Source organism: Streptomyces flavofungini (assembly GCF_030388665.1).
Classification (GTDB): Bacteria; Actinomycetota; Actinomycetes; order Streptomycetales; family Streptomycetaceae; genus Streptomyces; species Streptomyces flavofungini_A.
The window spans coordinates 1,524,657-1,538,954 of record NZ_CP128846.1 but is presented as its reverse complement, the minus strand read 5'-3'; the positions used below and the strand labels follow the sequence as shown (position 1 = coordinate 1,538,954).

Below are 14,298 nucleotides of genomic sequence, written 5' to 3'. Positions count from 1 at the left end.
AGGCTCGGCCCACCATGAACACGACCCTCACCACGACGATCCCGCCCCTGCCCGCCGACTGGCCCGCCGACGAGGCCGCGGCCCGCGCCGTCCAGGACGCCCTGCGCGAGCGGGTCGTGCGCGACGAGCCCGGGCCCCGGCCCGGCACCGGACACGTCACGGGCGTCGACGTCGCCTACGACGACGAGCGCGACGTGGTCGCCGCGGCCGTCGTGGTCCTCGACGGTGCGAGCCTGGAGGTCGTGCAGGAGGCGACGGCGGTCGGCCGGGTCGCCTTCCCGTACGTGCCGGGCCTGTTGGCGTTCCGGGAGGTCCCCGCGGTGCTCGCGGCCCTGGACGCGCTGACGGCCGACCCGGGGCTCGTGGTGTGCGACGGGTACGGCATCGCGCACCCGCGCCGCTTCGGGCTCGCGAGCCACCTCGGCGTGCTGACCGGGCGGCCGACGATCGGCGTCGCCAAGAACCCGTTCACGTTCGCCTACGAGGCGCCCGGCGCCGCACGCGGCAGCGCGGCGCCGCTGCTCGACGGCGCGGAGGAGGTCGGCAGCGCGCTGCGCACCCGCGAGGGCGTCAAGCCGGTGTTCGTCTCGGTGGGCCACCGCGTGACCCTGGCCGAGGCCCGCGCCCACACCCTCCACCTCACCCCGCGCTACCGCCTCCCCGAGACCACCCGCAGGGCGGACGCGCTGTGCAGGTCGGCGCTGCGGGAGGCGACGGGCGGCTGACCGGGCCGGGACCGCACTCCACCGCCCCTCACCGCACCGGCCGACGCCTGTCGCCGGAGCGTCGGCGCCCTTCACCAACCTGTCCGCCCCGCACCGCCGGCGCCCCCTCACCGCACCGCCGCCACCCGGAACCCGATCCCCGCGGCGACGAGCCGCTCGGTCAGCGCGTCGCCCATCGCCACGGCCGTGGTCACCTGGCCCGCGACGGCGGGCAGGTCGTCCAGGGCCAGGGACATCGCGCCCTCGGCGAGGATCTTCGCGGTCTCGCCGTAGCCGGGGTCGCCGCCCCACACCTCGGTGAAGACGCGCCTGCCGCCGCCCTCGCCGACGAAGCGCATGGAGAACCAACTGGTCGCACGCCGCTCCGCGTCGGGCCCCTCGCCGGGCTTGAGGAGGCCGGTGAGCCAGCGCCGCACGGCCGGCACCTGGGCCGCGGTGAACAGGGCGCCCGCCGCCGCCACGCCGCCGAGGGCGACGGGCAGGGACTGCACGGCGGCGTAGTGGCGGTAGCGGAAGTCGGGGCCGTAGCGCGGCAGCGCCCGCGCGGACCGCGCCACGATCTGCGGGTCGATGGTCGGCAGCGGCAGCGCCCAGGCGCCGACCTCCCCGGCGTAGCGGGGGGCGCTCGCCGGGGTGGACGCGCGGCGCTCCACGAGCCGCGGCTCGTGCCGCCGCCGGTCGCGCGCGGCGGCCAGCATCTGCGGCCCGCGCGCGAACTGCTGCAGTGCGGAGGAGAACGTACCGCCGGAGAAGCGCGCGTCGGCGCTGATGAACCCGTCGACGCGCAGCGGCACGTCCTCGGGGAGCTGACGCACCGTGAAGTACGCGCCCAGGTCGTGCGGTACCGAGTCGAAGCCGCAGGCGTGCACCAGGCGCGCGCCGGTCTCCCGCGCGCGGGCGTCGTGCCGCACGTACATCAGGTCCACGAACTCGGGCTCGCCGCACAGGTCGACGTAGTCCGTCCCGGCCTCCGCGCACGCGGCCACCAGGCCCTGCCCGTGGCTGAGGTAGGGGCCGACGGTGCTCGCGACCACGCGCGCCTGCGCGGCCAGTTCCCGCAGGGCCGCCGGATCGGTTGCGTCCGCGTGCACGACGGGCAGTTCCGCGCAGCCGGGACGGTCCTCCGCGAGCCGCTCCCGCAGGCGACGCAGCTTGGCCGCGTCCCGTCCGGCGATGGCCCACCGCAGGGTGTCGGGGGCGTGCGCGGAGAGGTACTCGGCGGTCAGCGCCCCCACGAAACTCGTGGCTCCGAAGAGCACGATGTCGTAGGGACGGTCCTTGTCATGACTGGTCATGGCACCTCTCAGCCGTGTGTCCCGCGCCGTTGCCGGTGGCTGAGGCTAGCGTGAACACACGGGCTCCGAACGAGGAGGTGCCATGGCGGAGACGGCAGGGCCGCGGCCGAGGAAACCGCCGAAGGCCGCGCTGGCCAAGTGGGAGCGGGTGCGCGGCTTCGCGCTCGGCCTTCCGGGCGCCACCGAGGAGTTCCCCTGGGGCGAGACCGTCGCGAAGGTTCACAAGAAAGTGTTCGTCTTCCTCGGCGTGGACGACGGCAGCCATCCGCTGGGCGTCACCGTCAAGCTCACCGACGAGGCGGCCCACGCCCACGCCCTGACCGCCCCGGGCGCGCAACCCGCGGGGTACGGCCTCGGCAGGTCCGGCTGGGTGTCGGTCCCGCTGGAGGGCAAGGGCGCCCCGGCCGCGGACCTCCTGTGCGACTGGGTCGAGGAGAGCTACCGCGCGATCGCGCCGAAGAAGCGCGTGGCGGAACTGGAGGGGCGCGGCACATGAGGCGTCGCGCCCCCGCCCCGCCCCCGTGGACGACGGCGCTGCGCCCTGCCCGGACCCGCCCCGGACCGCCCCTTGGCTAAGCGCTTGCTCGCCAGGGGCTTGTGCGGAGTGGAACGCGTTCTTAGCATCACTGGTGTTACATCGGTTGTGTCACAGCGCTGGGGGCTCAATGGCAGTGCCGGACAAGGGCGTTCACGGACCGCTCGCCGGGGTGCGCGTGGTCGAGCTCGCGGGCATCGGGCCGGGGCCGTTCGCCGCCATGCTGCTCGCCGACCTCGGCGCCGACGTGGTGCGCGTCGACCGCCCCGGCGGTGGCGGACTCGCGATCGACCCCGCGTACGACATCACCAACCGCAACAAGCGCAGCGTCCTCGTCGACCTCAAGGCGCCCACGGGTCCGGCCCGCGTCCTCGACCTGGTCGCCCGCGCGGACGTGCTGATCGAGGGCTATCGCCCGGGTGTCGCCGAGCGCCTCGGCGTCGGCCCCGAGCCCTGCCGCGCCCGCAACCCCCGGCTCGTCTACGGCCGCATGACCGGCTGGGGCCAGGACGGCCCGCTCGCCGAGCGCGCCGGTCACGACATCGCGTACATCGCCCTCACCGGCACGCTCGGCATGATCGGTGCCGCGGGGGAGGCGCCCACCGTCCCCGCGAACCTCCTCGGTGACTACGCGGGCGGCTCCCTGTACCTGGTCGTCGGCGTTCTCGCCGCGCTGCACCACGCGCGGTCCACCGGCGCCGGGCAGGTCGTGGACGCCGCCATCGTCGACGGCGCGTCCCACCTGTCCTCGATGATCCGCGGCATGGTCGCTGCGGGCAGCTGGCAGGACCGCAGGGGCGCGAACCTCCTCGACGGCGGCTGCCCGTTCTACGGCACCTACGAGACCGCCGACGGCGAGTACATGGCCGTGGGCGCCCTGGAGCAGCGGTTCTACGACGAGTTCATCGCGCTTATGGGCCTCGGTGAGGTCGCCCCGGCCCGCAAGGACCTGGCGCGCTGGGGCGAGCTGCGCGCGGCGGTGGCCGCCCGGTTCCGGACGCGTACGCGCGCGGAGTGGACGGCCGTCTTCGAGGGCTCCGACGCCTGCGTGGCCCCCGTGCTCTCGCTGGGGGAGGCCCCGCACCACCCGCACCTCGCCGCCCGCGGCACCTTCGTCGACCACGGCGGCATCACCCAGGCCGCGCCCGCGCCGCGCTTCTCCGCGACACCCACGTCCGTGCGCTCGGGCCCCGCGCGGCCCGGCGCCGACACGGCGGCCGTGGCCCAGGACTGGGACGTACCGGACCTGCTCGCCTCGGACGCGCCGGGCCCCGACCGGGCACCCGTCCCGCCGCACCCCACCCAGGAAGGCGCCTGATGGAGATCTCCACCCCGCTCGCCTACGCGGGCGACCCGCGCGCGGGCGCCGACGCCGTCGCGGCCCTGGAACGGGCGGGCCTCGACGCCGTCTGGGTCGCCGAGGCGTACGGCTTCGACTCGCCCACGATCATGGGCTATCTGGCCGCCCGCACTGAGCGCGTGCGCATCGGCGCCGGGATCCTCAACGTCTACTCGCGCACCCCCGCGCTCATCGCCCAGACCGCCGCCGGGCTCGACGCCATCTCCGGGGGCCGCGCCGTCATCGGCCTCGGCGCGTCCGGGCCGCAGGTCGTCGAGGGCTGGCACGGCAAGGCGTACGACAAGCCGCTCGGCCGCACCCGGGAGACCATCGAGCTGACCCGCCGCATCCTGCGCCGCGAGGTCATCGACCACCACGGCATCACGGACATGCCGCTCCCGCCGGAGAAGGGCAGCGGCCTCGGCAAGCCCCTGAAGATCCTCACCAGGCCGGTCCGCCCGGAAGTGCCGCTCTACGTCGCCTCCTTGGGGCCCGCGAACGTCCGCATGACGGCCGAGGTCGCCGACGGCTGGCTGCCCACGCTGTTCCTGCCGGAGAAGGCGCACGAGGTCTGGGGCAAGCCCCTCGCCGAGGGCCGCGCCCGCCGGGATCCGGCGCTCGGCCCGCTCCAGGTCGTGGCGGGCGGACTCCTCGCCATCGGCGACGACGCGGCGGCCGCCCGCGACCTCGCCCGCCCGCAGATCGCCCTCTACGTCGGCGGCATGGGCGCCGTGGGCAAGAACTTCTACAACGACCTGGCGGTCGCGTACGGATACGAGCGCGAGGCCGCGCGCATCCAGGAGCTCTACCTGGCCGGGCACAAGAAGGAGGCCGAGGCCGCCGTGCCCGACGAGTTCTGCGAACTCATGTCGCTGTGCGGCCCGGCGGGCTACGTGCGCGAACGCGTCGAGGTCTTCCGCGCCGCGGGCGTCACCATGCTCAACGTCATCCCGGTCGGGCCCGACCCGGCCGGGCTCATCGAAACCGTCAAGGGCTGGCTCTAGGGCCGGGGAGGTCACCGACACATGCAACGGCAGCTCTTCGAGCCCGAGCACGACGCGTTCCGGGAGACGGTCCGCACCTTCCTCGCCAAGGAGGTGCTCCCGCACTACGAACAGTGGGAGAAGGACGGCGTCGTCTCCCGCGAGGCCTGGCTCGCCGCCGGTCGCCAGGGCCTGCTCGGCCTCGCCGTGCCCGAGGAGTACGGAGGCGGCGGCAACCCCGACTTCCGCTACGCCGCCGTCCTCGCCGAGGAGTTCACGCGCGCGGGCGCGGCGGGTCTCGCCGTCGGCCTGCACAACGACATCATCGGGCCGTATCTGACCGGCCTCGCCACCGACGAGCAGAAGCGGCGCTGGCTGCCCGGCTTCTGCAGCGGCGAGACCATCACGGCGATCGCCATGACCGAGCCCGGCGCGGGCTCCGACCTGCAGGGCATCCGCACGACCGCCGAGGACAAGGGCGACCACTGGCTGCTCAACGGCTCCAAGACGTTCATCTCGAACGGCATCCTCGCCGACCTCGTCATCGTGGTCGCCAGGACCACCCCCGAGGGCGGCGCGCACGGCCTGTCGCTGCTGGTCGTCGAGCGCGGCATGCCCGGCTTCGAGCGCGGCCGCAACCTCGACAAGATCGGCCAGAAGGCCCAGGACACCGCCGAGCTGTTCTTCAACGACGTGCGGGTGCCCAAGGAGAACCTGCTCGGCGAGCTCAACGGCGCGTTCGTGCACCTGATGACGAACCTCGCGCAGGAGCGCATGGGCATCGCCGTCGCCGGGATCGCCGCCGCCGAGTACCTGCTCGAGATCACCACCGCGTACGTCAAGGAGCGCGAGGCCTTCGGGCGTCCGCTGGCCAAGCTCCAGCACATCCGCTTCGAGATAGCCGAGATGGCCACCGAGTGCGCCGTGACCCGCTCCTTCCTCGACCGGTGCATCGCCGACCACGCCGCGGGCACGCTGGACGCCGTGCACGCGTCCATGGCCAAGTGGTGGGCCACCGAGCTGCAAAAGCGCGTCGCGGACCGCTGTCTGCAACTGCACGGCGGCTACGGCTACATGACGGAGTACCGCGTCGCGAAGGCGTTCACCGACGGCCGGATCCAGACCATCTACGGCGGCACGACCGAGATCATGAAGGAGATCATCGGGCGCTCGCTGCTCGGCTGACCGCCCGCGCCCCCTCCGCGCCCCCGGGCGCACCCGCGCATCCCGACCCTCCCCGGACCGACCTCCCCTGAAAGGCTCTGGCGTGACCACCGAAGCGTATGTGTACGACGCGATCCGCACCCCGCGCGGACGCGGCAAGGCGAACGGCGCCCTGCACGGCACCAAGCCGATCGACCTCGTCGTCGGGCTCATCCACGAGATCCAGGCCCGCTTCCCCGGCCTCGACCCGGCCGCCATCGACGACATCGTGCTCGGTGTGGTGGGTCCCGTCGGCGACCAGGGCTCCGACATCGCGCGGATCGCCGCCATCGCGGCCGGACTGCCCGACACGGTCGCCGGCGTCCAGGAGAACCGCTTCTGCGCCTCGGGCCTCGAAGCGGTCAACATGGCGGCCATGAAGGTCCGTTCCGGCTGGGAGGACCTGGTGCTCGCGGGCGGCGTCGAGTCGATGTCGCGGGTGCCGATGGCCTCCGACGGCGGTGCCTGGTTCGCCGACCCGATGACCAACTGGGACACGAACTTCGCGCCCCAGGGCATCGGCGCCGACCTGATCGCCACGATCGAGGGCTTCAGCCGCCGCGACGTCGACGAGTACGCCGCCCTCTCCCAGGAGCGGGCCGCCGCCGCCTGGAAGGAAGGCCGGTTCGAGAAGTCCGTCGTCCCGGTCAAGGACCGCAGCGGCCTCGTCGTGCTCGACCACGACGAGCACCTGCGCCCCGGCACGACCGCCGACTCCCTCGCCGAGCTGAAGCCGTCCTTCAAGGACATCGGCGACCTGGGCGGGTTCGACGCGGTCGCGCTGCAGAAGTACCACTGGATCGAGGAGATCGACCACGTCCACCACGCGGGCAACTCCTCCGGCATCGTCGACGGCGCCTCGCTGGTCGCCATCGGCACCAAGGAGGCGGGCGAGCGGAACGGCCTGACGCCGCGTGCCCGCATCGTCTCCGCGGCCGTCTCCGGGTCCGAGCCGTTGATCATGCTCACCGGACCGGCGCCCGCCACCCGCAAGGCGCTCGCCAAGGCGGGGCTGAGCATCGACGACATCGACCTCGTCGAGATCAACGAGGCCTTCGCGGCCGTCGTCCTGCGCTTCGTCAAGGACATGGGCCTGTCCCTGGACAAGGTCAACGTCAACGGCGGCGCGATCGCGCTGGGGCATCCCCTGGGCGCGACCGGAGCGATGATCCTCGGGACGCTCGTGGACGAGCTGGAGCGGCGGGACCTCCGGTACGGATTGGCCACGCTGTGCGTCGGCGGAGGTATGGGCATCGCCACGATCGTGGAACGGGTGTAGCACCTCGCCGTAGGGGGTCGGGGTGCCGCCCCCTCCGCTTCCGCCTGCCACAGACTTCACGGAGACAACGACATGACCGAGAGCACCACCATCCGCTGGGAACAGGACGACACCGGTGTCGTCACCCTCGTCCTCGACGACCCCCACCAGTCCGCGAACACCATGAACCAGGCGTTCAAGGACTCCATCGCCGCCATCGCCGACCGCGCCGAGGCCGCCGTACAGGCGGACAAGGACGCCATCCGCGGGTTCATCTACACCTCCGCGAAGAAGACGTTCTTCGCGGGCGGCGACCTGAAGGACATGATTCAGGTGGGCCCCGAGAACGCCCGCGTGGCCTTCGAGACCGGCACCGCCATCAAGAACTCGCTGCGCCGCATCGAGACCCTCGGCAAGCCCGTCGTCGCCGCCCTCAACGGCGCGGCCCTCGGCGGCGGTTACGAGATCGCCCTCGCCAGCCACCACCGCGTGGCCCTCGACGCGCCGGGCTCCAAGATCGGCCTGCCCGAGGTCACCCTCGGCCTGCTCCCCGCGGGCGGCGGCGTCACCCGCACCGTACGCCTCATGGGCATCGCCGACGCGCTCCTGAAGGTGCTGCTCCAGGGCACCCAGTACTCCCCGAAGCGCGCCCTGGAGAACGGCCTCGTGCACGAACTGGCCGCCACCCCAGAGGAGATGATCGAGAAGGCCCGCGCCTTCATCGACGCCCACCCCGAGTCGCAGCAGCCCTGGGACGTCCCCGGCTACCGCATTCCCGGCGGCACCCCGGCGAACCCGAAGTTCGCCGCGAACCTGCCCGCGTTCCCCGCGAACCTGAAGAAGCAGCTGGCGGGCGCCCCCTACCCGGCGCCGCGCAACATCCTCGCGGCGGCCGTCGAGGGCTCCCAGGTCGACTTCGAGACGGCGCTGACCATCGAGGCCCGGTACTTCACCGAGCTGGTCACCGGCCAGGTCTCCAAGAACATGATCCAGGCGTTCTTCTTCGACCTCCAGGCCGTCAACTCCGGCGCCAACCGGCCCCAGGGCATCGAGCCGAGGACCGTCCGCAAGGTCGCCGTGCTCGGCGCCGGGATGATGGGCGCGGGCATCGCCTACTCCTGCGCCCGCGCGGGCATCGAGGTCGTCCTCAAGGACGTCTCCGCCGAGGCGGCCCAGAAGGGCAAGGGCTACTCGGAGAAGCTGTGCGCCAAGGCCGTCTCCCGGGGCCGCACCACCCAGGACAAGGCGGACGCGCTCCTGTCCCTCATCGCCCCGACCGCCGACCCGCAGGACGTGGCGGGCTGCGACGCCGTGATCGAGGCCGTCTTCGAGGACCCGGCGCTCAAGCACAAGGTGTTCCAGGAGATCCAGGACATCGTCGAGCCGGACGCGCTGCTGTGCTCCAACACCTCCACGCTGCCCATCACCGCGCTGGCCGAGGGCGTCGCCAGGCCGGTCGACTTCATCGGCCTGCACTTCTTCTCGCCCGTCGACAAGATGCCGCTCGTGGAGATCATCAAGGGCGAGCGCACCGGCGACGAGGCCCTGGCGCGCGCCTTCGACCTCGTACGCCAGATCAACAAGACGCCGATCGTCGTCAACGACTCGCGCGGCTTCTTCACCTCGCGCGTCATCGGGCACTTCATCAACGAGGGCGTCGCGATGGTCGGCGAGGGCATCGAGCCCGCCTCGGTCGAGCAGGCGGCCGCCCAGGCCGGCTACCCCGCCAAGGTCCTCTCCCTCATGGACGAGCTGACCCTCACCCTGCCCCGCAAGATCCGCAACGAGTCCAAGCGGGCCGTCGAGGAGGCGGGCGGCACCTGGCCAGGACACCCCGCCGAGGTCGTCATCGACCGCATGATCGACGAGTTCGGGCGCACCGGCCGCAGCGGTGGCGGCGGCTTCTACGAGTACGGCGACGACGGCAAGCGCACCCGCCTCTGGCCGGGCCTGCGCGAGCACTTCGGGGGTTCCGGGGGTCGCCCCCCGGGCAAGCACAGCACGAAGCCGGGGCACGAGATCCCGTTCCGCGACATGCAGGAGCGGATGCTGTTCTCCGAGGCGCTGGACACGGTGCGCCTCCTGGAGGAGGGCGTCCTGACGTCGGTCGCCGACGCCAACATCGGCTCGATCTTCGGCATCGGCTTCCCCGGCTGGACGGGCGGTGTCCTGCAGTACATCAACGGCTACGACGACGGCGCCGGGCTGCCCGCGTTCGTGGCCCGCGCGCGGGAACTCGCCGAGCGCTACGGAGAGCGGTTCACGCCGCCCGCGCTGCTCGTGGAGAAGGCCGACCGGGGGGAGAAGTTCAGCGACGGCTGACGGGCGGGGGAGTTCGGCGTCGGCTGACCGGCGCGGGGCTCCGTGCCCGGGGCGGGGAGTGGTTCAGGCGGGGGAGTGGTTCAGGTCTCCTTGAGCCACTCCCTCAGCTCTTCCTTCAGCGACCGCTGGAACGCCGTCACCAGCGCCTGCACCACCATCGGCTGCATATGGGCCGACAGGGACCGCATCGCCGCGACGTGCTCGGGGTCCGACTCGCGCTCGCGGCAGGCGTCCCCCACCTCGTCCCGGAAGAGCCGCGACAGCTCGTGCGCCGCCGAGCGCGCGTGCTCCATCAGGACCGTGCGCGAGGCCAGGATCGTCTCGTGCGCGATGGGCACGTCGAGGAGCTGCACGCCGAGCCGCAGCAGCCCGGTGTCCACCCGCAGCCGGTCCTCCGCCTCCGCCGCACGGCCCACCACCCCCATCGCCGCGAGCCGGTCCAGGTCCGCCTCCGACAGGGCCCGGCCCGCCCGCCGCTCCAGCTCGGCGCGCGCCATGTCCTCCGCCGCGTCCGGCGCCCACGAGGCCACCACCGCACGGTGGATGGCCAGGTCGTGGGCGCTCAGGTCGGGCGGAAGCTGCTCCAGATACCGCTCGATCGCGGCGAGCGTCATGCCCTGGTGCTGCAACTCCTCGATGAGGGCGAGGCGCGCGAGGTGTCCGGGGCCGTAGTGGCCGACGCGACGCGGCCCGATCACGGGCGGCGGGAGCAGGCCCTTGGTGCTGTAGAAGCGGATGGTGCGGACGGTGACGCCCGCGCGGGCGGCCAGCTCGTCCACGGTGAACGTCGACTCCTCCGTCGAGGACTTCTCCGTCGAGGACTTCTCCGCCGAGGGCTCCACCGTCGCCGAAGGCTCGTCCGTCGCCGCGGACCGCTCCGTGTCCGTCGTCATCGCGGCTCCTCACCTCCCCGGCTGCTGCATCAATCGGTGCAACAGTATTGCTGTGCCACCACTGTTGTGAAAGCCTCCGGGCCAGTCACGCCACGTAGTCGATGGCGAACCCACGGTGCCAGGAGGCGGTTTCATGACCACGATCCTGCGACTTCCCGAAGACCCGGCCCGCATCACCTTCCCCGCCCTGCTGCTGCGCAACGCCGAGGACCACCCCGAACTCCCCGCGCTCTCCTGGCGCGAGGGCACCGGGTGGACGACGCTCACCTGGAGCGAGGTGCGCCGCAAGATCGCGGTCCTCGCCGCCGGGTACGCCGCGCTCGGCGTCGGACGCGGCGAGCAGGTCCTGATGATGATGGACAACACCCCCGAGCACTGGCTGAGCGACCTCGCCCTGGTCCACCTCGGTGCGGTCCCCGTCACCGTCTACGGAACGTCGGCGCCCGAACAGATCGCGCACATCGCCCGCTACAGCGGGGCCCGGGTCGCGATCGTCGGGGGCGCCCGTGAGCTGCCCCGCTGGGAGCCCCTGCTCGACGACCCGACGGTGCCCCTGGAGCGCCTCGTGGTCGTCGACCCCGCCGTCGCGGGCCCGCACCGCACCTACGGCTCGCTGCACGCCACCGGCGCCCGCCTGTTCAGCCCGGACACCTTCGAGAAGACCTGGCGGGAGATCCGGGCCACGGACCCGCTGACCGTCGTCTACACCTCGGGCACCACCGGCGATCCCAAAGGCGTGCGCCTGACGCACGGCATGGTCGTGGGCAACGGCACCGCCCTGGACTCCGTGATCGAGTTCCCCGAGCACGTCGGCCACATCTGCTACCTGCCGTTCGCGCACATCGCCGAGCGCATGCTCGGGATCTACCTGCCGCTGCTCCGCGCCGCCCACGTCTATCTGTGCGCCGAGCCGACCCAGGTCGCCGCCACCGTGCGCGAGTTGCGGCCCCACCAGTTCTTCGGCGTGCCGCGGGTGTGGGAGAAGCTGGCCGCGGCCGTGCGGGCGGCGCTCGCCGGGCTGCCCGAGGAGCGCCGCCGGGCGGTGGCGGCGGCGAACGAGACGGCCCGCGCCCACGTGGCCTGCCGTGAACGCGGCGAGGAGCCGTCCGCCGAACTGGAAGCGGCCTACCGCGAGGCCAAGGAACGGGTGCTCGACCCGCTGCTCGCGCTCGCCGGGTTCGACCGGCTGCTGTGGACGGCCAGCGCGGCGGCGCCGATGCCGGTGGACGTGGTCCGCTTCTGGGCGGGCTTCGGCCTCGTCGTGATGGACGCCTGGGGGCTGACCGAGACGACGGGCGTGGTCACCATCAACACCCCCGCGGCCTTCCGGCTCGGCTCCGTGGGCAAGCCGCTCGCGGGCATGGAGGTGCGCGTCGCCGACGACGGCGAGGTCCTGGTGCGCGGCCCGTACGTCTTCGAGGGCTATCTGCGGGGCGACGGCAGCGGTGTGGACGGGGTGTGCGACGCCGACGGCTGGTTCGCGACCGGCGACATCGGGCATCTCGACGACGACGGCTTCCTGTGGATCACCGACCGCAAGAAGGAACTGATCGTGACGTCCAACGGCAAGAACGTCGCGCCCGCGCTCGTCGAGAACGCCCTCAAGGAGCACCCCCTGATCGGCCAGGCCCTGGTCCACGGCGACGGCCGCTCCTACCTGGTGGCGCTGCTCGTCCTGGACGCCGAGATGGCACCCGCGTGGGCGGCCGCGCACGGCGTCGACGCCGCCGCCGGCGACCTCGCGGGCCATCCCGCCGTGCGCGCCGAGATCGCCCGCGCCGTCGAGGCCGCCAACGCGCGCCTCAACCGCACCGAGCAGATCAAGAAGTACCGGCTGCTCGACCAGGAGTGGGGTCCGGAGTCCGGGGAGCTGACGCCGTCCCTGAAGCTGCGCCGCAGGGTCATCAGAGAGAAGTACGCCGACGTCATCGACGGTCTGTACACCGAGTGACGTAGGGCTGTACAGACGCCGCCCACCATGTGAGAAGTGCCGCTATGTGATGTGCGCCACCGCATCCGGAACCGTCCTTGAGGGAAGGTGTCGCGTTGGTCCGCGCACGTCAGGGGTGCCGCGGGCCCGCAGCACATCCGGACCCCGGAACCTCTTCCGGGCACCACAGAGTGGACCTTCCACGTGAGCAACGACGCCGTAGACACGGCCGCGGACGCCCGACTCGCGTCCCAGGCCGCCCCCGCGGACGCGGGCGACGCCGGTTACAGCAAGGACCTCAAGGGCCGCCACGTCAACATGATCGCGATCGGTGGCGCGATCGGCACCGGCCTGTTCCTCGGGGCGGGTGGCCGCCTCCACTCGGCGGGCCCCGCGCTCGCCGTCGCGTACCTCGTGTGCGGCATCATCGCCTTCTTCGTCGTACGCGCCCTCGGCGAGATGGTCCTCTACCGGCCCTCGTCCGGCTCCTTCGTCAGCTACGCCCGTGAGTTCCTGGGCGAGAAGGGTGCCTACGTCGCCGGCTGGATGTACTTCCTCAACTGGTCGACCACGTGCATCGCCGACATCACGGCCATCGCGCTCTACACGCACTACTGGAGCTTCTTCACGGACATCCCGCAGTGGCTGCTCGCGCTCGCCGCGCTCGCTGTGGTGCTCGCCGTGAACCTGATCTCCGTGAAGTGGTTCGGTGAGATGGAGTTCTGGTTCGCGATCATCAAGGTCGCGGCGCTCGTCGCCTTCATGTTCATCGGCATCTTCCTGGTCTCCACCCAGCACAAGGTGGGCGGCGAGACCCCGGGCCTGAACATGATCACCGACCACGGCGGCTTCCTGCCGAACGGCCTGATGCCGGTCGTGATCGTCCTCCAGGGTGTCGTCTTCGCGTACGCGTCCCTGGAGCTGGTCGGTGTCGCCGCGGGTGAGACCAAGGACCCGCAGAAGGTCGTCCCGCGCGCGGTGAACTCGATCATGTGGCGCGTGGGTATCTTCTACGTCGGCTCGGTCGTGCTGCTCGCGCTGCTGCTCCCCGGCTCGGTCTACTCCGCCGACGAGAGCCCGTTCGTCACGGTGCTGTCCAAGATCGGCGTCTCCGGCGCCGGTGACGTGATGAACTTCGTCGTCCTCACCGCCGCCATGTCCTCGCTGAACTCCGGCCTGTACTCCACCGGCCGCATCCTGCGCTCCATGGCGATGGCGGGCTCGGCGCCGAAGTTCACGGCGAAGATGAACCGCAACCAGGTGCCCTACGGCGGCATCCTGCTCACGGCCTCGGTGGGTGTCCTCGGTGTCGCCCTCAACCGCGTGGTGCCGGACAAGGCGTTCGAGATCGTCCTGAACGTGGCGTCGCTCGGCATCATCGGCACCTGGATCAGCATCATGGTCTGCCACCTCGCCTTCGTCCGCAGGGCCAAGGAAGGCCACCTGACCAGGCCGAACTTCCGACTGCCGGGCAGTGGCGTCACGCAGTACATCACCATCGCCTTCCTCCTGGCCGTGCTCGGCCTGATGTGGAAGGACGCCGAGGTGGGCCGCAAGACGCTCTTCCTCATCCCGATCGTGGCGGCCTCGCTCACCGTCGGCTGGTACGCGATCCGCCGCAAGCAGGACCGCGACACGGACCGCGAGGCGGCCGAGCTCAGCAAGTAGCACCGGCGGCGCGCGCGGCGAGAGCCCGCGCGCGGCTGTGACGGCGGGCGGTGTCCTTCGGGGCGCCGCCCGCCGCTGTGTCCGCCTGCCGCTGTGTCCGTCCGCCGCTGTGTCCGCGCCGCTCCGGCTCCGCGCGCTGAGCGGGCA

Annotated in this window: 11 protein-coding genes; 9 read left to right on the top strand and 2 right to left on the bottom strand. The window is 72.3% G+C overall.

Annotated features, from left to right (window positions below):
- Positions 1 to 14: 14 nt before the first annotated feature.
- Positions 15 to 725 (top strand): endonuclease V, encoded by a 711-nt coding sequence (locus QUY26_RS05940; RefSeq protein ID WP_289944059.1) that lies wholly within the window; start codon positions 15 to 17, stop codon positions 723 to 725.
- 107 nt (positions 726 to 832) lie between these two features.
- Here the strand turns inward: QUY26_RS05940 and QUY26_RS05935 are convergent, their stop codons facing one another.
- Complete coding sequence (locus tag QUY26_RS05935) at positions 833 to 2,020, bottom strand: saccharopine dehydrogenase family protein (RefSeq protein WP_289944058.1); 1,188 nt, start codon at positions 2,018 to 2,020, stop codon at positions 833 to 835.
- A gap of 82 nt (positions 2,021 to 2,102) precedes the next feature.
- Between QUY26_RS05935 and QUY26_RS05930 the strand changes: the two genes are divergently transcribed.
- The 6 genes from QUY26_RS05930 (at position 2,103) to QUY26_RS05905 (ending at position 9,660) form a co-directional block, all read left to right on the top strand.
- Positions 2,103 to 2,516, top strand: coding sequence for an MmcQ/YjbR family DNA-binding protein (locus QUY26_RS05930; RefSeq protein WP_289944057.1), 414 nt, complete (start codon positions 2,103 to 2,105; stop codon positions 2,514 to 2,516).
- A 169-nt stretch (positions 2,517 to 2,685) separates the two neighbouring features.
- The gene (locus tag QUY26_RS05925; RefSeq protein ID WP_289944056.1) at positions 2,686 to 3,873 is read left to right on the top strand and encodes a CaiB/BaiF CoA transferase family protein; all 1,188 of its coding nucleotides are present in this window, start codon (positions 2,686 to 2,688) and stop codon (positions 3,871 to 3,873) included.
- The gene (locus QUY26_RS05920; protein WP_289944055.1) at positions 3,873 to 4,898 is read left to right on the top strand and encodes an LLM class F420-dependent oxidoreductase; all 1,026 of its coding nucleotides are present in this window, start codon (positions 3,873 to 3,875) and stop codon (positions 4,896 to 4,898) included. The genes QUY26_RS05925 and QUY26_RS05920 overlap by 1 nt, the downstream gene beginning before the upstream one ends.
- A 21-nt stretch (positions 4,899 to 4,919) precedes the next feature.
- Positions 4,920 to 6,062: an acyl-CoA dehydrogenase family protein gene (locus QUY26_RS05915; protein WP_289944054.1), complete on the top strand. Its 1,143-nt coding sequence runs from the start codon at positions 4,920 to 4,922 to the stop codon at positions 6,060 to 6,062.
- Positions 6,063 to 6,144: 82 nt separating this feature from the next.
- Positions 6,145 to 7,359, top strand: coding sequence for an acetyl-CoA C-acetyltransferase (locus tag QUY26_RS05910; RefSeq protein WP_289944053.1), 1,215 nt, complete (start codon positions 6,145 to 6,147; stop codon positions 7,357 to 7,359).
- A 72-nt stretch (positions 7,360 to 7,431) separates the two neighbouring features.
- Positions 7,432 to 9,660: a 3-hydroxyacyl-CoA dehydrogenase NAD-binding domain-containing protein gene (locus QUY26_RS05905; RefSeq protein WP_289944051.1), complete on the top strand. Its 2,229-nt coding sequence runs from the start codon at positions 7,432 to 7,434 to the stop codon at positions 9,658 to 9,660.
- Positions 9,661 to 9,740: 80 nt separating this feature from the next.
- Here QUY26_RS05905 and QUY26_RS05900 read toward each other — a convergent pair whose 3' ends face one another.
- Positions 9,741 to 10,553 (bottom strand): MerR family transcriptional regulator, encoded by an 813-nt coding sequence (locus tag QUY26_RS05900; RefSeq protein WP_289944050.1) that lies wholly within the window; start codon positions 10,551 to 10,553, stop codon positions 9,741 to 9,743.
- Positions 10,554 to 10,686: 133 nt separating this feature from the next.
- On the opposite strand from QUY26_RS05900, the gene QUY26_RS05895 reads away from it, so the two are divergent.
- Both QUY26_RS05895 and QUY26_RS05890 read left to right on the top strand, forming a co-directional pair.
- Positions 10,687 to 12,504: an AMP-dependent synthetase/ligase gene (locus tag QUY26_RS05895; protein WP_289944049.1), complete on the top strand. Its 1,818-nt coding sequence runs from the start codon at positions 10,687 to 10,689 to the stop codon at positions 12,502 to 12,504.
- A 183-nt stretch (positions 12,505 to 12,687) separates the two neighbouring features.
- A complete protein-coding gene (locus QUY26_RS05890; RefSeq protein WP_289944048.1) occupies positions 12,688 to 14,151 on the top strand; it encodes an amino acid permease in 1,464 nt (487 codons plus the stop codon).
- The last annotated feature ends 147 nt before the right edge of the window (positions 14,152 to 14,298 follow it).